The 19,727-nt window shown below is 67.7% G+C and carries 20 protein-coding genes; 12 read left to right on the top strand and 8 right to left on the bottom strand.

The features are described from left to right. Positions 1–35: 35 nt before the first annotated feature. A complete protein-coding gene (locus tag K309_RS0112325; RefSeq protein WP_029046699.1) occupies positions 36–1,334 on the bottom strand; it encodes a dicarboxylate/amino acid:cation symporter in 1,299 nt (432 codons plus the stop codon). A gap of 397 nt (positions 1,335–1,731) precedes the next feature. Here K309_RS0112325 and K309_RS0112330 point away from each other — a divergent pair, with 397 nt between their 5' ends. The 5 genes from K309_RS0112330 (at position 1,732) to K309_RS0112350 (ending at position 5,885) form a co-directional block, all read left to right on the top strand. Continuing rightward, positions 1,732–2,052, top strand: a complete 321-nt coding sequence (locus K309_RS0112330) for a (2Fe-2S) ferredoxin domain-containing protein (protein WP_029046700.1) — start codon at positions 1,732–1,734, stop codon at positions 2,050–2,052. A 142-nt stretch (positions 2,053–2,194) separates the two neighbouring features. Then, positions 2,195–2,836: an alpha/beta hydrolase gene (locus K309_RS0112335; RefSeq protein WP_029046701.1), complete on the top strand. Its 642-nt coding sequence runs from the start codon at positions 2,195–2,197 to the stop codon at positions 2,834–2,836. A gap of 62 nt (positions 2,837–2,898) precedes the next feature. Further along, complete coding sequence (locus K309_RS0112340) at positions 2,899–4,107, top strand: D-alanyl-D-alanine carboxypeptidase family protein (protein WP_029046702.1); 1,209 nt, start codon at positions 2,899–2,901, stop codon at positions 4,105–4,107. A 49-nt stretch (positions 4,108–4,156) separates the two neighbouring features. Next, positions 4,157–4,465, top strand: a complete 309-nt coding sequence (locus K309_RS0112345; protein WP_029046703.1) for a YbeD family protein — start codon at positions 4,157–4,159, stop codon at positions 4,463–4,465. A gap of 223 nt (positions 4,466–4,688) precedes the next feature. After that, the gene (locus K309_RS0112350; protein ID WP_029046704.1) at positions 4,689–5,885 is read left to right on the top strand and encodes a class I SAM-dependent rRNA methyltransferase; all 1,197 of its coding nucleotides are present in this window, start codon (positions 4,689–4,691) and stop codon (positions 5,883–5,885) included. A 105-nt stretch (positions 5,886–5,990) separates the two neighbouring features. Here K309_RS0112350 and K309_RS0112355 read toward each other — a convergent pair whose 3' ends face one another. The 3 genes from K309_RS0112355 to K309_RS0112365 all read right to left on the bottom strand — a co-directional run bounded on the left by K309_RS0112355 (position 5,991) and on the right by K309_RS0112365 (position 9,416). Beyond that, a complete protein-coding gene (locus K309_RS0112355; protein WP_029046705.1) occupies positions 5,991–8,102 on the bottom strand; it encodes an ATP-dependent helicase in 2,112 nt (703 codons plus the stop codon). Positions 8,103–8,252: 150 nt separating this feature from the next. Further along, positions 8,253–8,786 (bottom strand): TlpA family protein disulfide reductase, encoded by a 534-nt coding sequence (locus K309_RS0112360; RefSeq protein ID WP_029046706.1) that lies wholly within the window; start codon positions 8,784–8,786, stop codon positions 8,253–8,255. Positions 8,787–8,906: 120 nt separating this feature from the next. Further along, entirely contained in the window at positions 8,907–9,416 is a 510-nt protein-coding gene (locus K309_RS0112365; RefSeq protein ID WP_029046707.1) for a SoxW family protein, read from the bottom strand. A 211-nt stretch (positions 9,417–9,627) separates the two neighbouring features. Here K309_RS0112365 and K309_RS0112370 point away from each other — a divergent pair, with 211 nt between their 5' ends. Next, a complete protein-coding gene (locus K309_RS0112370) occupies positions 9,628–10,185 on the top strand; it encodes a hypothetical protein (protein ID WP_232232370.1) in 558 nt (185 codons plus the stop codon). 87 nt (positions 10,186–10,272) lie between these two features. Next, positions 10,273–10,920 carry a LysE family transporter gene (locus K309_RS0112375; RefSeq protein WP_029046709.1) on the top strand — a complete coding sequence of 216 codons (648 nt, stop codon included), beginning with the start codon at positions 10,273–10,275 and terminating at the stop codon, positions 10,918–10,920. Positions 10,921–10,954: 34 nt separating this feature from the next. On the opposite strand, the gene K309_RS41670 is transcribed toward K309_RS0112375, so the two are convergent. Continuing rightward, positions 10,955–11,431 carry a hypothetical protein gene (locus tag K309_RS41670; RefSeq protein WP_156914351.1) on the bottom strand — a complete coding sequence of 159 codons (477 nt, stop codon included), beginning with the start codon at positions 11,429–11,431 and terminating at the stop codon, positions 10,955–10,957. Positions 11,432–11,529: 98 nt separating this feature from the next. On the opposite strand from K309_RS41670, the gene nagA reads away from it, so the two are divergent. Beyond that, positions 11,530–12,663 (top strand): N-acetylglucosamine-6-phosphate deacetylase, encoded by a 1,134-nt coding sequence (gene nagA / locus K309_RS0112390; protein ID WP_035877320.1) that lies wholly within the window; start codon positions 11,530–11,532, stop codon positions 12,661–12,663. A gap of 46 nt (positions 12,664–12,709) precedes the next feature. Beyond that, positions 12,710–14,197 carry a glucose-6-phosphate dehydrogenase gene (gene zwf / locus K309_RS0112395; protein WP_029046711.1) on the top strand — a complete coding sequence of 496 codons (1,488 nt, stop codon included), beginning with the start codon at positions 12,710–12,712 and terminating at the stop codon, positions 14,195–14,197. A gap of 10 nt (positions 14,198–14,207) precedes the next feature. On the opposite strand, the gene K309_RS0112400 is transcribed toward zwf, so the two are convergent. Together K309_RS0112400 and K309_RS0112405 are read right to left on the bottom strand one after the other, a co-directional pair. Further along, positions 14,208–15,752 carry a YifB family Mg chelatase-like AAA ATPase gene (locus K309_RS0112400; RefSeq protein ID WP_029046712.1) on the bottom strand — a complete coding sequence of 515 codons (1,545 nt, stop codon included), beginning with the start codon at positions 15,750–15,752 and terminating at the stop codon, positions 14,208–14,210. Between the two features lie 106 nt (positions 15,753–15,858). After that, complete coding sequence (locus K309_RS0112405; protein ID WP_029046713.1) at positions 15,859–16,137, bottom strand: accessory factor UbiK family protein; 279 nt, start codon at positions 16,135–16,137, stop codon at positions 15,859–15,861. Between the two features lie 391 nt (positions 16,138–16,528). On the opposite strand from K309_RS0112405, the gene K309_RS0112410 reads away from it, so the two are divergent. Genes K309_RS0112410 through K309_RS0112420 form a run of 3 tightly spaced genes read left to right on the top strand, consistent with a single transcriptional unit; the run spans position 16,529 to position 19,308 of the window. Continuing rightward, the gene (locus K309_RS0112410) at positions 16,529–17,323 is read left to right on the top strand and encodes a TorF family putative porin (RefSeq protein ID WP_029046714.1); all 795 of its coding nucleotides are present in this window, start codon (positions 16,529–16,531) and stop codon (positions 17,321–17,323) included. Positions 17,324–17,377: 54 nt separating this feature from the next. Then, positions 17,378–17,716: a P-II family nitrogen regulator gene (locus K309_RS0112415; protein WP_010814843.1), complete on the top strand. Its 339-nt coding sequence runs from the start codon at positions 17,378–17,380 to the stop codon at positions 17,714–17,716. 32 nt (positions 17,717–17,748) lie between these two features. After that, a complete protein-coding gene (locus K309_RS0112420; protein WP_029046715.1) occupies positions 17,749–19,308 on the top strand; it encodes an ammonium transporter in 1,560 nt (519 codons plus the stop codon). Between the two features lie 252 nt (positions 19,309–19,560). On the opposite strand, the gene K309_RS43775 is transcribed toward K309_RS0112420, so the two are convergent. Continuing rightward, the gene (locus tag K309_RS43775; RefSeq protein ID WP_255360109.1) at positions 19,561–19,692 is read right to left on the bottom strand and encodes a hypothetical protein; all 132 of its coding nucleotides are present in this window, start codon (positions 19,690–19,692) and stop codon (positions 19,561–19,563) included. Positions 19,693–19,727: the final 35 nt, after the last annotated feature.

Below are 19,727 nucleotides of genomic sequence, written 5' to 3' on the forward strand. Positions count from 1 at the left end.
AGCTGCCCATGCGGCCAACCCGCCGCGGTGCACTTTTAGCGGGCGCCCTGGCCGGCCTGTGCAAGGTCGTCGGCATTGCTGCCGCCGCCCTGCAGCACCTGCGCCAGGCGCTTGCGGTCAAGCTCGCGTTCCCAGGCAGACACCACCACCGTGGCCACGCCGTTGCCGATGATGTTGGTCAGCGCGCGGCACTCGCTCATGAAGCGGTCGATGCCCAGGATCAGCACCATGCCCGCCACCGGGATGGTCGGCACCACCGCCAGCGTCGCGGCCAGCGTGATGAAGCCGGAGCCGGTCACGCCGCTCGCGCCCTTGGAGGTGATCATTGCCACCGCCAGGATGGTCAGCTGCTGCATCCACGTCAGTTCGATGCCGGTGGCCTGCGCGATGAAGATCACCGCCATCGTCATGTAGATGTTGGTGCCGTCCAGGTTGAACGAATAGCCGGTAGGCACCACCAGGCCCACTACCGACTTGGAGCAGCCCAGCTTCTCCAGCTTCTCCATCATGTGCGGCAGTGCGGCCTCGGACGAGCTGGTGCCCAGCACGATCAGCAGCTCTTCCTTGATGTACGAGATAAAGCGCACGATGCTGAAGCCGGTCATGCGCGCGATCGTGCCCAGCACCACCAGCACGAAGATGATGGCCGTGAAGTAGAAGGTGCCGATCAGCTTCAGCAGCGGCACCAGCGAGCCCAGGCCGTACTTGCCGATGGTGAACGCGATCGCGCCGAAGGCGCCGATCGGGGCCACCTTGGTGATCACGTGCACGATATGGAAGAACACCTTGGAGACCTGCTCGATCATCTGCACCACGAAGCGGGCGCGTTCGCCGAGCGTGGCCAGCGCGGCGCCGAAGAACAGCGACACCAGCAGGATCTGCAGGATGTCGCCATTGGCGAAGGCGCTGAAGACCGTCTCCGGGATGATGTGCATGAAGAATTCGACCGTGCTCTGGCCGTGCGCCTTCGACACGTATTGGGCGATCGCCTTGGTGTCCAGCGTCGACGGATCGATGTTGAAGCCCACGCCCGGCTTGAGCAGGTGCGCGGCGCCCAGGCCGATCAGCAGCGCGAAGGTCGACACCACTTCAAAGTAAAGCAGCGCCTTGCCGCCGACGCGGCCGACCTTCTTCATGTCGCTCATGCCGGCCATGCCGGTCACCACGGTACAGAAGATGATCGGGCCGATAATCATCTTGATCAGCTTGATGAAGCCATCGCCCAGCGGCTTCATGGCCACGCCCGTGTCGGGCCAGTAATGCCCCAGCAGGATGCCGACCAGGATGGCGAACAGCACCTGCACATACAGGATCTTGTAGAAGGGTTTCTTCATGGTGTCGTCCTCGGTGTTGACCGTACCCGGGGCGATGGCGCCGCGGGCGCGCGCCGTCACGGTTGCGGCGCGTTCAGGGAAGGGAATTTGCAACCGGCGTGCCAGTCCAACCGGTATCGCTAACTGATTGATTCACAAGGAAACGCTGCCGTTGCCGGGGCGATGGGCCTCCGGGATTCCGGAAATCCGGAATCCGCGCTTCCGGGGATTCGGAATGCCGAAGGCGGCAAAGGTGGCTGAGGCGCCACCTGGGCGGTGGGCGTGCGGCGGCTAATGGCGTTGCGCGGGTGCCGGAAGGCGCGGGCGGCCCGCCATGACGCCGTATAATTCCGAGCTTCCGTTCAATGTCCTGCGGCCATGCCGCCGCGCGGGCCCGCCCTCCTTGTCACCGCATCGCATGAGCAGCTACTACCAGCACCACGTCTTCTTCTGCCTGAACCAGCGCGAGGCTGGCGAGAACTGCTGCGCCAACCACAACGCCAAGGCCATGCAGGAATACGCCAAGAAGCGCTGCAAGGAACTCGGCATTGCCGGCGGCGAAGGCCGCGTGCGCATCAACAAGGCGGGCTGCCTGAACCGGTGTGAACTCGGGCCGGTGCTGGTGGTCTACCCCGAGGCAATTTGGTACACCTTTGTGGACGAGCACGACATCGATGAAATCATCGACAGCCACCTGCTCAACGGCAAGCCGGTCGAGCGGCTGATGGTGGACCGCTGAACGAGAACGGAATCCGCGGCGCTGCCGATGACGCAGCGCCGATGCCAGACCCCGCCGCCCGCACGCCGGACGGTTTTTTCATTTCTTGCCCCGGGATTTCCCGCCTGAGCCAGCCGGCCTCCTGATTGCCCCAGACCGCCCTATGAACGCGCATACCCAGGTACTTTCCATCGCCGGCCCTGTCGGCGCGATCGACGTTTCGGTGGATCTGCCGCAAGGCGAGCCGCGAGGACTGGCGCTGGTCGCTCACCCGCACCCGCTGTTCGGCGGCACCAAGGACAACAAGGTCGCGCAGACGCTGGCGCGCGCCTTCGTGCAGCTGGGCTATGCCACCGTGCGCCCCAATTTCCGCGGTGTCGGCGCGACCGGCGGTGAGCATGACAACGGCATCGGCGAGCAGGACGACCTGCTGGCAGTCATCGCCTGGATGCGCGAGCAGACCGCGTGGTCGGCACAGGCCGCGACGCTGCCGCTGGCGCTGGCCGGCTTCTCCTTCGGCAGCTTCGTCAGCACGCACGTGGCCCGGCGCCTGGCCGAGGCCGGCACGCCGGCGCAGCGCCTGGTGCTGGTCGGCACCGCCGCCAGCCGCTGGCAGGTGGCCGAAGTCCCCGCCGACACCATCGTCATACACGGCGAGCAGGATGACACCGTGCCGCTCGCCAGCGTGTTCGACTGGGCCCGCCCGCAGGAGCTGCCGGTGATCGTGATCCCCGGCGCCGACCATTTCTTTCACCGCAAGCTGCACCTGATCAAGCAGCTCGTCGTCAACGCGTGGGACCGGTGACGGCGCAGCGCCAGCGCACCGTACCGTCCCGCACGATCCCTTTCATGTCGGAAACAGAAACAATGCTGAATAGAGCCACGACACGCCTTTCCTCCGTCTTTGCACCAGCCGCCATCGTTGCCGCCGTCGCCACGGCCACGCTGGCCGCCGCGCCCGCCGCAGTCCTTGCGCAGGGCGTGCCGATGCCGCAGGTCGCCGCCAAGTCGTGGATGCTGTATGACGTGACCAGCGGCCAGGCACTGGCCTCGCAGAATGCCGACCAGCGCATCGAGCCGGCCTCGCTGACCAAGCTGATGACCGCCTACCTGGCGTTCGAGGCACTCAAGGAAAAGCGCCTGACGCTGGAACAGACCGTGGTGCCGACCAACCTGGTGCTCAAGGTCAAAAGCGACGAGTCGCGCATGTTCATCGAGCCCAACAAGCCGGTCAGCGTGCAGGACCTGCTGCTGGGCCTGATCGTGCAGTCGGGCAACGACGCCGCGCTGGCGCTGGCCGAGGCCGTGGGCGGCTCGGAAGAGGGCTTCGTCGCGATGATGAACCGCGAGGCCCAGCGCATGGGCATGAAGAGCACCCACTTCACCAATACCGACGGCATTCCCGACCCGAACCACTACACCACCGCGGTGGACCTGGCGACGCTGACCACGCACCTGATCAAGGACTTTCCCGAGTACTACGCCATGTACTCGCAGAAGGAGTTCACCTATAACAAGATCAGGCAGCCCAACCGCAACCGCCTGCTGTACATCGACCCGACCGTGGACGGCGTCAAGACCGGCCACACCAAGTCCGCCGGCTATTGCCTGATCTCGTCGGCCCAGCGCCCGTTGGCCAATGTGCCCAACGGCCAGCGCCGCCTGATCTCGATCGTGATCGGCACCACCACCGAACAGGTGCGCACGCAGGAAAGCCTGAAGATCCTCAACTACGGCTTCCAGTTCTTCGACACGCTGCGCCTGTACGACAAGGGCCAGGTGCTGGCCACGCCCGAGATCTACAAGGGCAAGGCCGGCACGGTCAAGATCGGCGTGCAGCACGAGACCTTCGTCACCGTGCCCAAGGGCACCGGCGGTCGCCTGAAGCCGGTGCTGGAGCGCCAGGAACTGATGATCGCCCCGATCGCGGCGGGCCAGCAGGTGGGCATGGTCAAGCTGATGGACGGCACCAACAAGGTCGCCGAATTCCCCGTGGTGGCGCTGGAAGAAGTGCCCGAGGCCGGTTTCTTCGGCCGCCTGTGGGACACCATCCGCCTGTGGTTCAAGCGCAAGTGATTGGCATGCGCGGCCTGGGCATGCGCCGGGCCGCGCTGGAGAAAACGACATGACAGCCGACAACCAGGGCAGCGGCAACAAGCCCGGCGATATCCCGCCGGAACAGTCGCTGATCGAATACCCGAGCCATTTCCCGATCAAGGTGATGGGCGCGATGCAGGACGGCTTTGCCGAGGCCATCGTCACGCTGGTGCAGGATTTCGATCCGGGCTTCCACGCGGGCAAGATGGAGATGCGGCCTTCGAGCAAAGGCAACTACCTGGGCCTGACCGTGACGGTATGGGTGACCAGCCGCGAGCAGCTGGATGACCTGTACCGGGCGCTGACTTCGCATCCGATGGTGAAGGTGGTGCTGTAAGCCAGTCATCTTGTAAGACTAACGCTCCCGCTCTGTTTGCTCCCTCTCCCGCCTGCGGGAGAGGGGCCGGGGGTGAGGGCAGGCGCTGGCATACCGACGCCCGTCACTTCGTTCGACACTCCCGCCCTCACCCCCAACCCCTCTCCCGCTCGCGGGAGAGGGGAGCCACTCCCACAGCGTGTGAAGCGCGTCGGGCGCGGCATAGCCTCTTCCCCATACCAACATGAACACCATCACCCTGAAACCCGGCAAGGAAAAATCCCTGCTGCGCCGCCACCCGTGGATCTACGCGACCGGCATCGCCACCACCGAAGGCCGCTGCGAGCCGGGCTCGACCGTGACCGTGCGCGCCGCCGATGGCCGCTTCCTGGCCAAGGCTGCCTACAGCCCCGAATCGCAGATCCGCGCGCGCGTGTGGACCTTCGACGAGAACGAGCCGGTCGACCACGCGCTGTTCAAGCGCCGCGTGGCCGCGGCCATCGCGTACCGGCGCCAGTGGGTGAAGGACAGCGACGCCGTACGCCTGGTCTTCGGCGAATCGGACCGGCTGCCGGGGCTGATCGTCGACTACTACGGCAATGGAGAAACAGGCCAGCTGGTGTGCCAGTTCAATTCGGCCGGCGTGGAGCACTGGAAGACCGCGATCGTGCAGGCACTGGTCAAGGAGACCGGCTGTCCCAACGTCTACGAGCGTTCCGACGCCGCCGTGCGGCAGCGCGAAGGGCTGGACCTGGTGACCGGCGTGCTGGCCGGCGCCGAGCCCGATCCGGCGCTGTCCGTGACCGAGCATGGCGTGCGTTATTACGTCGACGTGCGCAACGGCCACAAGACCGGTTTCTACGTCGACCAGCGCGACAACCGCAAGCTGGTGGGCGACCTGGCCTCAGGGCGCGAGGTACTGAACTGCTTCTGCTATACCGGCGGCTTCTCGCTGGCCGCGCTGCGCGGCGGGGCTAAATCGGTGACGTCGATCGATTCGTCGGGCGAGGCGCTGAAGATCGCCGCGGGCAACGTGACGCTGAACGGGTTTGATCCGGAGCGCGCGACCTGGCTCGACGCGGACGTGTTCAAGACGCTGCGCGAGTTCCGCGCGCAAGGGCGGCAGTTCGACCTGATCGTGCTGGACCCGCCCAAGTTCGCGCCGTCGGCGCAGCATATCGACCGTGCCGCGCGCGCGTACAAGGAGATCAACCTGGTCGGCACGCAGCTGCTGCGGCCGGGCGGTCTGCTGTTCACGTACTCGTGCTCGGGCGCGATCAGCATGGAACTGTTCCAGAAGATCGTGGCGGGCGCGGTGACCGATGCGCGGACGGATGCGCGCATCCTGCGCAGGCTGTCGGCTGGCACCGATCACCCGATGCTGGCGGCGTTTCCGGAAGGGGAGTATCTGAAGGGGTTGCTGCTGGAGCGGGTGGGGTAAGGCTGGATCAATGAGCGGCTGTGGCGTTGGCCGGCCGCTTGTTTTCTCCCCTCTCCCACTGCGCGGGAGAGGGGAGAAAACCGGCAGACTTCTTCTGCGCGAGCCTCACCGCCACATATTGCGCATCCGGCTGGCCAGGTCCACCGGCGCCAGCGCCGGCTTCACCTTCCCTTCGCCAGGCATCGGCGGCGGCGGCCATGCGCGGCTGTGGAAGTTCGGCATGACGCGATTCGGAATAAAACGCGTACGCGACGCATACACATGCCGGTCGCCAAATCCCACCTGCTGGTGCACGTAGAAGCGCTGCGGGACGATGACGTCCAGATGGTCCTTGGCCCGCGTCATCGCCACATACAGCAGCCGCCGTTCTTCCTCGATCTCTTCCGTCGTGCCGGTGGCCAAATCGCTCGGCATGCAGCCATCGACGGCATTGAGCACATACACGGCCTTCCACTCCTGCCCCTTGGCCGAGTGGATGGTCGACAGGATCAGGTAGTCCTCGTCGCGCGAGGGCACGCCGGATTCATCGCTCGACGCACTGGGCGGATCCAGCGTCAGCTCGGTGAGGAAGCGCTCGCGCGCGCCGTAGGTGGCGGCGATGCGTTCCAGCTGCTGCAGGTCGGCCTGGCGCGCAGCGGCGTCGTCGTGCAGGCGTTCGAGGTGCGGCGCGTACCAGGCCAGTACTTGTTCGAATTCCGACGGCCACGGCGAGGCCGGCGCCATCAGCGCGCGCGCCAGCGTCAGCAGGTCGGCCCACGCGGGAGCGGCGGCCGGTGGCGGTTCGAATTCCTGCAGCGAGAACAGCGGCTCGGTGGCCAGCGCCAGCGCATCGAGCACGCGCGCCGCGGTCTTGGGGCCGATGCCCGGCAGCAGCTGCAGCGTGCGGAAGCCCGCCATGCGGTCACGCGGGTTCTCCATCCAGCGCACCACGGCCAGCACGTCCTTCACGTGTGTCGATTCGAGGAACTTGAGCCCGCCGAACTTCACGAACGGGATATTGCGGCGCGCCAGTTCGATCTCGACCTGCGCGCTGTGGTCGGCGGCACGGAACAGCACCGCCTGCGCCATCAGCGCCAGGCCGGCCTCGCGCCGCGCCAGCACCTGCTCGACCACGTAGCGCGCCTGGTCGGCCTCGTCGTTGACGACAATGATGCCGGGCTTCTCGGCTGACAGCCGCTCGGACCAGAGATCCTTGGTATAGCGTTCGGCCGCAAGTCCGATCACGGCGTTGGCGGCCCGCAGGATCGGCTGCGTCGAACGGTAGTTCTGCGACAGCGTCACCTGCTGCGCGGGTGGCGTGAACTGCCGCGGAAAATCGAGGATGTTGCGCACGGTCGCGCCGCGGAACGCGTAAATCGACTGCGCATCGTCGCCGACCACGGTCAGGCCGCGGCCATCGGGCCGCATGGCCAGCAGGATCGATGCCTGCAGCGCGTTGGTGTCCTGGTATTCGTCGACCAGGACATGGTCGAAGCGCGCCCCCATGTCCTGCGCGATGGCCGGCTCGGCCATGGCCTGCGCCCAGTACAGCAGCAGGTCGTCGTAGTCGAGCACGTGCTGCTTCTGCTTGGCCTCGACATAGCCGGCAAACAGCGTGCGCAGCGCATCGGCCCACATCGCGTAGCGCGGGAACTGCTGCTTGAGCACGTCCTCCAGCGGCGCCTGCGTGTTGACCACGCGCGAGTAAATCGACAGGCAGGTTTCCTTCCTGGGGAAGCGGCTGGCGGTCTCGGACAGGCCCAGGTCGTGGCGCACGACGTGCATCAGGTCGGCCGCATCGCCGCGGTCGCTGATGGTGAAGGCGGGCGACAGGCCCAGCGTCTCGGCGTACTCGCGCAGCAGGCGCGCCCCGATGGCGTGGAAGGTACCCGACCATTGCAGCGCCGCTCGGCCCGCGCCGGTCTGCGTGCCCAGCGCCTGGTCGACGATGCGCTCGACGCGCCGGCCCATTTCGGCGGCGGCGCGGCGCGAGAATGTCAGCAGCAGGATGCGGCGCGGATCTGCCCCGCCCAGCACCAGGTGCGCGACGCGGTGCGCCAGCGTGTTGGTCTTGCCCGACCCCGCGCCGGCGATGATCAGCAGCGGCGCCTCGCAGCCATGCTCGACCGCGGCGCGCTGCTCCGGGTTGAGGTTGGACAGGTAGGCGGGGCCTGTGTCGGCCGCATCTGGGGCGAGGGCGGATTCAGGATCCGCGGCAGGGGCAAGGTCCGGTGACACAGGCAGGAAGAGAAATGGGCGGGCAAAAAACTGGGCTAACTGTATATCCATACAGGCCCGCAGCGCAAGCCGCTTCGCGCGGGATCGCGCGCGAACCAACAAAAAAGGTGCTCGATGAGCACCTTTTGCGGGATGTTGCGGGTGACAGCGTTACGCGGACTTTGCCAGCGCCTCATCCAGCAGCTTGTGCAGCGCATCCCACTCCGGCTCGCCCACATAGCGCTTGAGGATGCGGCCGTCCTTGTCGACCACGAACGTGGTCGGCGTCAGCTGCACATTGCCGAAGGCCCTGGCGGCGGAGCCGTCCGAATCCATCGCCACCTTGAACGGCAGCCCGCGCGTCTTGGCGTAGTTCATCACATACATCGGCGGGTCATAGTTCATCGCCACGGCGACGAATTCCAACCCCTTGCCCCTGAACTGGTCGTAGGTCTTGACCATGTCGGGCATTTCCTTGATGCAGGTGGCGCAGCTGGTGGCCCAGAAATTGACCAGGTAGACCTTGCCCTTCAGGTCGGCGGTGCTGAGCTTCTCTCCCGACAGCAGCGTAAACGTGGCGGCTGGCGCGGCGTTGGAGGGCGCCAGCGCCCGGTAGCCGAACCAGCCCAGCAGCGCCAGCACAACGATGGCGGCGACGATGGGCCAGGGCTTGCGGGAGGACTTGGCGGGAGCGGAAGTGGTCATGGAAGGCGGGGAAAGCGAATTCTCTTCGGGCGACGACACATTCTAATGCCGCTGGCGCCCCAGCGTTGCGTGGAGTTTGGCTGCGGCAATCTGTCGCAATTGCCGGCGCCGCCGCGCGGTTCAACGCCGGGTGGCGATGGCGGCGCGTGCCTGGTCCAGCGCCTGCTCCAGGTAGGCGCCGTAGAAATCGGGCTGCATGCCGCGCAGCGGACTGGCGGCGGCGCGGCCCTGGCGATCGAGGAACAGCACCGTCGGCGCCACGCGCACCTGGTGCGCCCGCGCCCAGTCACGCGCGGTGGTCACGCTGCCGTCGGCATCGCGCAGCGGCGTGGCGGCGGTCAGGTCCAGCTCGCGCACCGCGATCTCGCCGGCGGCGGCCTGCGGGCCGAGATAGTTGCGGCGCACCGCGTCGCAATAGCCGCATCCCGGCATCGACACCAGCACGACCAGCGGCTCGCCGCGCCGCGCGGCTTCGGCGCTGTGCGCGGCCAGGTCGGTAGCGGCAGGCAGATGCGCAGTGCCCGCGGCCAGCGTCGTGCCGGCGGCCGATGCCAGCAGCGCGCAGGCGGCCAGACGGAACAGTGCGGTCCGGGCTGGTACTGTGAGGCGGGGCAGGGCGGGAGCAGGCATGCGGTCGGGAAAAACTGTCAGGCGGCGCACCATGCACCGGGGCGCCGCTTCCGCGATAATACCGGTTTCCGCCCGAAGGCGACGGCGGCCGCCAGAGCCGCTCCATGGCCTGCGCGCGCTGCCCGCCACACGCTTCCCCATGCGTCCTCTTTCGCCCCCGCCGAGCCCTGCCGCTACCGTTCGCAGCCTGGGCAGCCTGGCCCGCAGTCCCATGTTGCGCCGCGCCGCCATATGCGCCGCGCTGGCCCTCTGCGCCTGCTCGCCGCGCTACGACTGGCGCACGATCCAGTCCGGCGAGGGCGCCTATGCCGCACTCTATCCCGGCAAGCCCAGCAGCGCCGCTCGCGATGTCACCATCGCCGGCCGCAAGCTGCCGATGACGATGGAGGCGGCGCGCGTCGACGACACCCTGTTTGCCGTAGGCGTGGTCACGCTGCCCGCCGATGACGAAGCGCTGCGGCGCGAGGCGCTGGCGGCGATGCAGGCGGGCCTGCTGGCCAATCTCGGCACGGCCTCGGGCGAGCCGGCGCGCATGCGGCCGGTCACGATCACGACCGCCGACAAGCCGGGGCGGCCGCTTGCCGGCGTGGAAGTGCAGGCCAGCGGCGTGTCGCCGCAGGACCAGTCGCCACGGCGGCTGACCGCGCGGCTGGTGGCGGTGGGTGCGCGTGCCTACCAGGCGGTGGTGCTGGAGTCAGGCGACGCCGCGCGCGACCAGCGCCAGGCCGAGCAGGTGGAGCAGTTCCTCGGCGGCTTCCATCCGTTCTGACGTCCCGAAGGGCGCCGCAGGAAAACAGGGTTTGTGCCGTGGCCGCGTCGGTGCGGCGGCGGCAGTTGTCGTCAAAGGAGAATCGAAATGCGTTGGGAAGTGTGGCTGGCTTATTTCGCGGCGTGCTGGGTGATCGCGGTGTCGCCGGGATCGGGGGCGGTGCTGTCGATGAGCCACGGCCTGTCGTATGGCTTGCGCCGGACCAGCACCACCATCTTCGGGCTGCAGACTGGCCTGGTGATCGTGCTGCTGATTGCCGGCGGCGGCCTGGGTGCGCTGCTGCTGGCCTCGGAGCAGGCCTTCATGGTGGTCAAGACCGTTGGCGCGCTGTACCTGATCTACCTGGGCGTGCAGCAGTGGCGCACGAGGGTCGAGAGCGGCGGCGACGGCGCCGCGGGCGCCGGTCCTGTGCGCGTCTCGGTGATGAGCGCGCGCCGCCGCTTCGCCACCGGGTTGCTGACCAACGTGACCAATCCCAAGGGCATCATCTTCATGGTCGCGGTGCTGCCGCAGTTCATCGACCCCAACCACCCGCTCGCGCCGCAACTGGTAATCCTGGCATTGACCATGTGCTGCGTCGACCTGATAGTGATGCATGGCTACGCGCTGCTGGCCTCGCGCATGCAGGGCCTGTTCCGCAACGCCCGCGCGGTGCGCTGGCAGAACCGCGTCTTCGGCAGCGTGCTGATGGCGGTAGGCGCGGCGCTGTTTTTCGTGCGCCGGCAGCACGCCTGAGCCGCAGCACTGGCGCGTGCGCGCCGGGTTTGCTTCAATGAGGGGGTGCCCCCGGCCACGGAGATCCCCGTATGCCCGATTTGCCGACCCCCCGCGCCGGCGCGCGCATGATGCCGCGCCATACCGTGCCCCCGGTGGAAGAACCGTCGCCGCCCGGCGTACCGCCCGACTTGCCGCTGCCGCCGGAAGAAGATCCGATTCCGCCCCCGGTCGAACCGCCCGTCGCCGCGCCGTACAGCTGAAACAGCTGCTTCGGTTCGCGGAAGCCTTTCAGGCAGGACCCGTCGGTCAGTTCGACCGGCTGGTCGCCATGGGTGTTGCCGGTGCGCGCGCTATGCAGCAGCGGCTCGTCCGCAGCGACATCCGGGCGCGCAGCCATTTCCTGGCCGGCGATGACGGCGCGTGGCACCGGCTTGCCGATCCGTTCGTGGCAGCCGGGCCAGCCTGACGATTTCCTTCCCCTCCCGCAATTGCCGCGCCACGGCCTTCCGCGGCGGCGCTCGAAGTCCATGCACGCTTGTCACACTCGGCGCAAAGTATGAGTGGTGGAAGCGCACCTCGCCATACGGCACGGTCGCGTCGTTCGCCGGTGATGTGGGGAGGACTGCCATGAAAGGGAATATCCTGACGCCTGCCGGCTGGGTCTTCGGCGAGATCCACGCCGGCCCGGACGGGCGCATCGAGCGCATCGACGGCGTGCCTGCCACGCCCGACGGCAACGATGCACCGTACGTGCTGCCGGGGTTTGTCGACCTGCTCAACCACGGTGGCGGCGGCAAAGATTTCATGGATGGCGAGGCGGCGGTGCCGGCGATCCTGCGTGCGCATGTGCGCTACGGCACCACCAGCCTGCTGGGCAGCACCATGACCGCGCCCCCGGAGGTGCTGCTGGCGGCACTGCAGGGACTGAAGCGCGCCGGCCGCGCGCGACCGCCCGGCGCGGCCCGCATGCTCGGGGTGCACCTGGAGGGACCGTATATCAATCCCGGCAAGCTTGGCGCGCAGCCCGACGCGTCGGCAATCGCCACGCCGGGCCAGCTGGAGCAGTACCTGGACTCGGCGCCGATCCGCGTGGTGACGCTGGCGCCTGAACTGCCTGGCCACCTCGACATCATCCGCATGCTGGCTAAGCGCGGCGTGCGCGCGCAGCTGGGCCATACGCTGGGCACGTATGAAGACGCAGTTGCCGCGCTCGAGGCCGGCGCGTCTGGCTTTACCCACCTGTTCAACGCCATGACGCCGCTGCAGCACCGCGCGCCGGGCATGGTCGCGGCGGCGTTGGCGCATGCCGAATTCGCCGAATTGATCCCAGACCTGGTGCATGTGCATCCCGGCGCCATCCGCGCCGCTTTGCGAGCGATCCCGCGGCTGTATGCGGTGACCGATGCCACCGCCGCGGCGGGCATGCCGGACGGCGTCTATCACCTCGGCAGCCAGACCGTGTACAAGTCGGACGGCAGCGTGCGGCTGGCTGACGGCACGCTGGCCGGCAGCGTGCTGACGATGGACCAGGCGCTGCGCAATTTCGTGGCGATCGGGCTCGACCTGGAGGATGCCGCGCGGCGCGTGTCGCTGTATCCGGCGCAGTACCTGGGCTTGACCGACCGCGGCGCGCTTGCTCCCGGCTGCTGGGCCGACGTGGTTGTGCTCGACCGCGCGCTGTCGGTGCGCAGCGTGTATGCCGAAGGAGAATGCTGTGTCGACAATGCTCAATACCTGCGCAAACTGACCGGGACGCGCTGAACCCTTTCCCATTCCGCCAATGCCGCCGGCATGCAAGGAGCCCGCCATGCAATCCACCCGTTCCGCATCTTCCTTCGGCAGCGCCGATCCGCGGCCGCTGGACCTCGTCATTTTTGGCGGCGCCGGCGACCTGTCGGCGCGCAAGCTGCTGCCTTCGCTGTACATGTGCCATCGTGACGGCAACCTGCCCGACGGCACCCGCATCATCGGCGTGGGCCGCCATCCCGGGGATGCCGAGGCTTTTGCCCGTTTCGCCGACGAGAGTGCGCAGGGCTTTGTCGATGCGCGCTATCTGGATCCGGCCAAGTGGCAGGCCTTCCTGCAGCGGCTCGACTACGTGCGGCTGGATGCGTCGCAGCCTGGCGACTATCCCGCGCTGGCGGCGCAGTTGCGCAACGACGCGCTGCGCATTTTCTACATGGCGATGCCGCCTGGGCTGTTCGCCGCGACCTGCGACAACCTCGCCGGCCATGGGCTGATCGCCGGCGACACGCGCCTGGTGCTGGAGAAACCGCTGGGCGTCGACCTGGCCTCGGCGATTTCCATCGGCGAAGTGGTCCGCCGCCATTTCAGCGAAGACCGCACCTACCGCATCGACCATTACCTCGGCAAGGAAACGGTGCAGAACCTGATGGCGCTGCGCTTCGGCAACTCGATCTTCGAGCCGCTGTGGCGCACGCCATTCGTGCGCAGCGTGCAGATCACCGTGGCCGAGACCGTGGGCGTGGGTACGCGCGGCGGCTTCTACGACGAAGCTGGCGCGATGCGCGACATGGTGCAGAACCACCTGCTGCAGCTGGTCAGCATCCTGGCGATGGAGCCGCCCGCGTCGCTGAACTCGGACGCGGTGCGCGACGAGAAGCTGAAGGTGCTGCGCTCGCTGCGGCCGATGTCGGTCGAGGACGTGCGCCGCAATACCGTGCGCGGCCAGTACACAGCGGGCGCGATCGCCGGCGAGCTGGTGCGCGGCTACCTGCAGGAAGACGGCATTCCGCCCGACAGCCACACCGAGACCTTTGTCGCGATGCGCGCCGAGCTGGGGACCTGGCGCTGGAACAAGGTGCCGTTCTACCTGCGCACCGGCAAGCGCATGCAGGAGCGCGTGTCCGAGGTGGTGATCCACTTCGCCGAGGTGCCGCATTCGATTTTCGACAGCGGCAGCACGCTGCAGCCCAACCGCATGGTGATCCGCCTGCAGCCGGAGGAATCGGTGCGGCTCACGCTGATGGTCAAGCAGCCAGGCGAGGGCATGAAGCTCAAGCCGCTGAGCCTGGCGCTGAACCTCGACTCGGCTTTCACCACGCGGCGCGCCGAGGCCTATGAACGGCTGCTGCTCGACGTGATCCGCGGCCGGCTGGCGTTGTTCGTGAGGCACGACGAGCTGCAGGCCGCATGGACCTGGGTCGACCCGATCCTGGAGGCGTGGCGGCAGCAGGACGAAGGGCCGCGGCCCTATACCGCGGGCACCTGGGGGCCGGCGGCGTCGTCGGCATTCATGGCGCGGGAGGGCGTGCAGTGGTCGGAGGAAGCATGAGGGGGCGCGCCTAGCCCGGCGCCATCCGCAGCGCCCGCCGATACTGGATCGCCTCGGCAACGTGTGCGGCTGTCAGCACCGCCGCGTTTTCCAGATCGGCAATCGTGCGCGCCACCTTCAGCACGCGGAAGTATGAGCGTGCCGACCACGACAGCCGCACCATCGCCCCGCGCAGCAGCGCCTGTGCCTGCGGTTCCAGCTGGCAGTGCTGCTCGATCTCGCGTCCGCCCAGCTCGCTGTTGGGCTTGCCCTGCCGCGCCAGTTGCAGCATGCGCGCCGCCAGCGCGCGCTCGCGCACCGCGGCGCTGGGTTCGCCTGGCGGGCCGTCGAGCATCTCGCCCTGGTCCTGGGCGGGCACTTCCACCTGCAAATCGATCCGGTCGAGCATCGGCCCGGAAATGCGCGACTGGTAGCGCCGCACCTGGTCGGGCGTGCAGCGGCAGGGGCGGTCGGGATGGCCCAGGTAGCCGCACGGGCACGGGTTCATCGCCGCCACAAACTGGAAGCTGGCAGGGAAGTCGGCATGTCCGTTGGCGCGCGCGATGGTGATGCGGCCCGACTCCAGCGGCTCTCGCAGGACTTCCAGGACCCGGCGGTCGAACTCCGGCAGTTCATCGAGGAACAGGACACCGTGATGCGCCAGCGAGATCTCGCCGGGGCGCGGGTTGCCGCCGCCGCCGACCATGGCCGGGCCCGACGCGGTGTGGTGCGGCGCGCGACAGGGGCGCTGGCCCCACAGCGCGGTACGGAAGCCGCCCGGCGTCAGGCTCATGACCGCGGCGGATTCCAGTGCCTCCTGCAGCGACATCGGCGGCAGCAGGCCCGGCAGGCGCTGCGCCAGCATCGACTTGCCAGTGCCTGGCGGGCCGACCAGCAAGACCGAGTGCTGGCCTGCCGCGGCCACTTCCATGGCCCGGCGCGCCTGCGCCTGGCCGCGCACGTCGCGCATGTCGGGTCCGCTGGCGACCGACCTGGGCAGCGCGGCGGGGGCGGCGCGCGGCAGGCGGGCGTCCGGCGGGCCACCGAGGTGCTGGCACACCTCGCGCAGCGTGACGGCGGCGTGGACCGGCAGGTCTTCGATCAATGCCGCTTCGGGACCGTTGTCGCGCGCCACCAGGAAAGCGCATGGGGCGGCGCCGGCAGCGTGGCGCACGGCGTTGTCCTGCGCCAGCCCCATCGCCATGGCCAACGCGCCGCGCACCGGCCGCAGCTCGCCGGACAGCGACAGCTCGGCGGCGAATTCATGATGGTCGAGCGCATCGGCCGGGATCTGGCCGCTGGCGGCCAGGATGCCGAGCGCGATCGCCAGGTCGAAGCGGCCGGATTCCTTGGGCAGGTCGGCCGGCGCCAGGTTGACGGTGATGCGCCGGTTGGGGAACTCGTAGCCGCTGTTGAGGATGGCGGCGCGCACGCGCTCTCGGCTCTCTCGCACGCCGGTGTCCGCCAGGCCGACGATGGTGAATACCGGCAGGCCGTTGGCCAGATGGGTTTCGACACGCACCGGCGGCGCCGCGATGCCGGTCAGAGCCCGGCTGCCCAGGACGGCGAGGCTCATGCCGGGCCTCCCAAGGGATCGGACTGTCGCCGATTTGTTAACGAAAAAGGCCGCCAGCATCGGCGGCCTTCAGACAGGCTGGTGGAGCGAAGCCTGACCGACGGCTTCATGCGCCCCCGGTCGAGTCCACCGCGCCGGCGCCCGGCGGGATGCCTGCGCGGCGCTCCAGCTCGGCCACGCGGGCTTCCAGCTCTTCGAGCCGGGAGCGGGTACGGGCCAGCACCTGCGACTGGACGTCGAATTCCTCGCGGGTGACCAGGTCGAGCCGGGCGAAGCCCTGCGTCATCATGCTGCGCACGTTCTTCTCGATGTCCCTTGCAGGCGAATTGCGCAGCGCCTCGCTGACCTTGTTCTGCAGGTCGTTGAAGAGATCGGTCGGTTTCATGGTTTCTCCTTTGCGCACCTAACTGGTGCCAATCCCGGTGGGCATCTGGCGTATAGCGCGCTTTCGCACAGGTTTAGGGCGCCCCCAATACGGGCGGAGCCTCGCGGCCGGGCCGCGCGCAGCCACCGTCAGGATTCGATTATCGCCCCTACTGCACGTGGACGAAAGCTCCGGCGTGTCCGTCTTTACACCTTTTAACGTGATTTGCCTTGGCTGCAAGGCAGATTCAAGAGAGGTGTGGGTCGCTGCCGGGCCACTGCGGCGGGCGAGGCCTGCCCGCGCCGGGCGCTTTCCGATCGGCTGGCACGGCAGTTGCAGTAGTGATGCCGCCTGCCTCACCGAAATACAAACAAACGAAATCCGAGCCATCAAGGAAAAGGAGAAAAAATCCATGAAGAAGTTGGCCCTTGCAGTCAGCGCGGTCGTCCTGTCCAGCGCCGCCGTCACGGCCGTTGCGCAGAGCACCGACGCGGCTCCGGCGCCCGCTGCCGCCGCTGCCGAGCCGGCATCGCCGCACACCTTCACGGCCAACGTGTCGCTGGTCTCTGACTACCGCTATCGCGGCATCAGCCAGACCAACCTGCGTCCGGCCATCCAGGGGGGCTTCGACTACGCGCATGAGAGCGGCTTCTACGTGGGCAACTGGAACTCGAGCATCAGCTGGCTCGAGGACGCCAACCCGGCAGTTTCAGCGCCGGTCGAGATGGACTTCTACGGCGGCTTCAAGAACACCTTCAAGGTGTCGGGCGTGGAACTGAACTACGACCTGGGCGTGCTCGAGTACTACTACCCGGGCGGCTACAACAACCCGCGCCCGTACACCACCGAGCTGTATGCCGGCATCGGCTGGGGTCCGGTGTTCCTGAAGTACTCGCACTCTGTCACCAACCTGTTCGGCTGGGCCGACAGCAAGAACAGCTACTACGTCGACCTGACGGCCAACGTGCCGCTGAACTTCTGGGACCTAACGCTGAACGCGCACGTCGGTTACCAGGGCGTCAAGCACAACAGCGACGCGTCCTACACCGACTGGAAGATCGGCCTGACCAAGGACCTGGGCAAGGGCTTCGCGCTGGCGGTGGCCTACGTCGACACCAATGCCAAGGAAGTGGCGTACACCAGCGCCAACCGCGGCCGCTACCTCGGCAAGGCGACGGCCTGGGCCTCGATCACCAAGACTTTCTAATCACCGCTGCAGGCCGGGCTGGCCGGAGCAGAGCCTGCCCCAAGGAGAATCCGGATGAAACTCATCATCGCAGTCATCAAGCCGTTCAAGCTCGACGAGGTGCGCGAAGCGCTGTCGGACGTGGGCGTGTCCGGCATCACCGTGACCGAAGTGAAAGGCTTCGGCCGCCAGAAGGGCCATACCGAGCTGTACCGCGGCGCCGAGTACATCGTCGACTTCCTGCCCAAGGTGAAGATCGAGGTGGCCGTGCCCGACGACGTGGTCGAGCGCGCCATCGAGGCGGTCGAGAAGTCGGCCCGCACCGGCAAGATCGGCGACGGCAAGATCTTCGTGGCACCGATCGAGCAAGTCATCCGCATCCGCACCGGCGAGACCGGCGGCGATGCCCTGTGACCCAAGACAGCATAGAGACAGAGGTTAATCACATGAAAACCTGGATCAAGCGATTCCTGACGGCGGGCGCGATGACGCTGGCCATCGGCACGGCCGGTGTGGGCATGTCCGCGCCGGCCGCCGCACAGGACAAGCCGGCGGCGGAGGCTTCGGCCCCGGCCGCCTCGGCGGCCCCCGCTCCCGCCGCCGCTGCGGCGGCACCAGCGGCCGCGCCGGCTGCCGCCCCAGCGGCGGCGGCTCCGGCCGCTCCTGCTGAAGCCGCCGCCGCACCGGCCGCGCCGCAGCCCAACAAGGGCGACGTGGCCTGGTTGCTGGTGGCCACCGCCTTCGTCATCCTGATGACGCTGCCGGGCCTGGCGCTGTTCTACGGCGGCCTGGTCCGTTCCAAGAACATGCTGTCGGTGCTGATGCAGTGCCTGGTGATCTTCTCGCTGGTGGCGCTGCTGTGGGCGATCTACGGCTACAGCTTCGCCTTCACCGAGGGCAACGCCTTCTTCGGCGGCACCGACCGGCTCTTCATGAAGGGGCTGACGGTGGAAGCCATGGCGGCCACCTTCAGCAAGGGCGTGGTGATCCCGGAACTGGGCTTCTTCGCCTTCCAGTGCGCCTTCGCCTGCATCACCTGCGGCCTGATCATCGGCGCCTTCGCCGAGCGCGCCAAGTTCTCGGCCGTGCTGGTGTTCGTGGTGCTGTGGTTCACCTTCGCCTACATCCCGATGGCGCACATGGTCTGGTTCTGGCCGGGTCCTGACGCCTACACCGACGCTGCCGCCGGCGCTGCCGCGACCGCCAAGTCGGGCTGGCTGTTCCAGAAGGGCGCGCTCGACTACGCGGGCGGCACCGTGGTGCACATCAACGCCGCCGTGGCGGGCCTGGTGGGCGCGTACCTGTTCGGCAAGCGCATCGGCTTCGGCCGCGAGGCGATCCGTCCGCACAGCCTGACCTTTACCATGGTCGGTGCCTCGCTGCTGTGGTTCGGCTGGTTCGGCTTCAACGCCGGCTCGGGCCTGGAAGCCAGCGCCGGTGCCGCCCTGGCCTTCGTCAACACGCTGCTGGCGACCTGCGCCGCGGTGCTGGCGTGGACCTTCGGCGAGTGGATCGGCAAGGGCAAGCCGTCGATGCTGGGCGGTGCCTCGGGCGCGGTGGCCGGCCTGGTGGCAATCACCCCGGCAGCTGGTTTTGTCGGCCCGATGGGCTCGATCGCGATGGGCCTGGTGGCTGGCCTGCTGTGCCTGTGGGGCGTGACCGGCCTGAAGCGCATGCTGGGCATGGACGACTCGCTCGACGTGTTCGGCGTGCACGGCGTGGGCGGCATCGTGGGCGCGCTGCTGACCGGCGTGTTCGCGGCGCCGAGCCTGGGCGGCACCGGCATCTACGACTACGTGGCCAACAAGGTGGCCGAAGACTATTCGATTGCCGGCCAGCTGTGGATCCAGTTCGAGGGTGTGCTGACCACGGTGGTGTGGTCGGGCATCGTGTCCTTCGTGGCCTACAAGCTGGTGGACATGCTCATCGGCCTGCGGGTGCCGGAAGATGAAGAGCGCGAGGGCCTGGATATCACCTCGCACGGCGAGACCGCATATGAAGCCTGAAGGCAAAGGTGTTGTGCTGGAGAGCTGATTGGGAATCGTCTCTCAGGAGTTTCGCCCGGCCGCGTGCCGGGCTTTTTTCGTCTTGTAAAGCGGACATTATGGCCGGCCGCCACGCAACCCCGGACTGCGGGGCGGCCGCGCGGAGAATACTCGCAAAAGCCGCCAGCCCAATGGCGGCGCGGGCTGGCAGCCGATCCCCCCGGCACGCGCGCGGGTTTTTCGCAAAGTGCTTAACTCCGATCTTAAAAAGCTTCAATTGTCTTTAATGTCCGGGGCACATACATTGCCAGTGAGGCAGTTTCCTCCACCTGCAGAAACGCTCCCCGTATCTGTCAGGCCATTTAAAAGCGCGGCCATGCCGCGCTTTTTTTTGCCCGCTGCCATTGGCCTTTCCCCGGCCCTTTATTTCCCGCGCGGCG

It is taken from the genome of Cupriavidus phytohabitans (genome assembly GCF_000426345.1).
Lineage (GTDB): Bacteria > Pseudomonadota > Gammaproteobacteria > Burkholderiales > Burkholderiaceae > Cupriavidus.

What these genes read in the sequence shown, in the direction of transcription:
- K309_RS0112325 (WP_029046699.1), bottom strand. Translation starts at nt 1,334, where the DNA reads ATGAAGAAACCCTTCTACAAGATCCTGTATGTGCAGGTGCTGTTCGCC.
- K309_RS0112330 (WP_029046700.1), top strand. Translation starts at nt 1,732, where the DNA reads ATGAGCAGCTACTACCAGCACCACGTCTTCTTCTGCCTGAACCAGCGC.
- K309_RS0112335 (WP_029046701.1), top strand. Translation starts at nt 2,195, where the DNA reads ATGAACGCGCATACCCAGGTACTTTCCATCGCCGGCCCTGTCGGCGCG.
- K309_RS0112340 (WP_029046702.1), top strand. Translation starts at nt 2,899, where the DNA reads ATGCTGAATAGAGCCACGACACGCCTTTCCTCCGTCTTTGCACCAGCC.
- K309_RS0112345 (WP_029046703.1), top strand. Translation starts at nt 4,157, where the DNA reads ATGACAGCCGACAACCAGGGCAGCGGCAACAAGCCCGGCGATATCCCG.
- K309_RS0112350 (WP_029046704.1), top strand. Translation starts at nt 4,689, where the DNA reads ATGAACACCATCACCCTGAAACCCGGCAAGGAAAAATCCCTGCTGCGC.
- K309_RS0112360 (WP_029046706.1), bottom strand. Translation starts at nt 8,786, where the DNA reads ATGACCACTTCCGCTCCCGCCAAGTCCTCCCGCAAGCCCTGGCCCATC.
- K309_RS0112365 (WP_029046707.1), bottom strand. Translation starts at nt 9,416, where the DNA reads ATGCCTGCTCCCGCCCTGCCCCGCCTCACAGTACCAGCCCGGACCGCA.
- K309_RS0112370 (WP_232232370.1), top strand. Translation starts at nt 9,628, where the DNA reads ATGTTGCGCCGCGCCGCCATATGCGCCGCGCTGGCCCTCTGCGCCTGC.
- K309_RS0112375 (WP_029046709.1), top strand. Translation starts at nt 10,273, where the DNA reads ATGCGTTGGGAAGTGTGGCTGGCTTATTTCGCGGCGTGCTGGGTGATC.
- K309_RS41670 (WP_156914351.1), bottom strand. Translation starts at nt 11,431, where the DNA reads ATGGACTTCGAGCGCCGCCGCGGAAGGCCGTGGCGCGGCAATTGCGGG.
- nagA (WP_035877320.1), top strand. Translation starts at nt 11,530, where the DNA reads ATGAAAGGGAATATCCTGACGCCTGCCGGCTGGGTCTTCGGCGAGATC.
- zwf (WP_029046711.1), top strand. Translation starts at nt 12,710, where the DNA reads ATGCAATCCACCCGTTCCGCATCTTCCTTCGGCAGCGCCGATCCGCGG.
- K309_RS0112400 (WP_029046712.1), bottom strand. Translation starts at nt 15,752, where the DNA reads ATGAGCCTCGCCGTCCTGGGCAGCCGGGCTCTGACCGGCATCGCGGCG.
- K309_RS0112405 (WP_029046713.1), bottom strand. Translation starts at nt 16,137, where the DNA reads ATGAAACCGACCGATCTCTTCAACGACCTGCAGAACAAGGTCAGCGAG.
- K309_RS0112410 (WP_029046714.1), top strand. Translation starts at nt 16,529, where the DNA reads ATGAAGAAGTTGGCCCTTGCAGTCAGCGCGGTCGTCCTGTCCAGCGCC.
- K309_RS0112415 (WP_010814843.1), top strand. Translation starts at nt 17,378, where the DNA reads ATGAAACTCATCATCGCAGTCATCAAGCCGTTCAAGCTCGACGAGGTG.
- K309_RS0112420 (WP_029046715.1), top strand. Translation starts at nt 17,749, where the DNA reads ATGAAAACCTGGATCAAGCGATTCCTGACGGCGGGCGCGATGACGCTG.
- K309_RS43775 (WP_255360109.1), bottom strand. Translation starts at nt 19,692, where the DNA reads ATGGCAGCGGGCAAAAAAAAGCGCGGCATGGCCGCGCTTTTAAATGGC.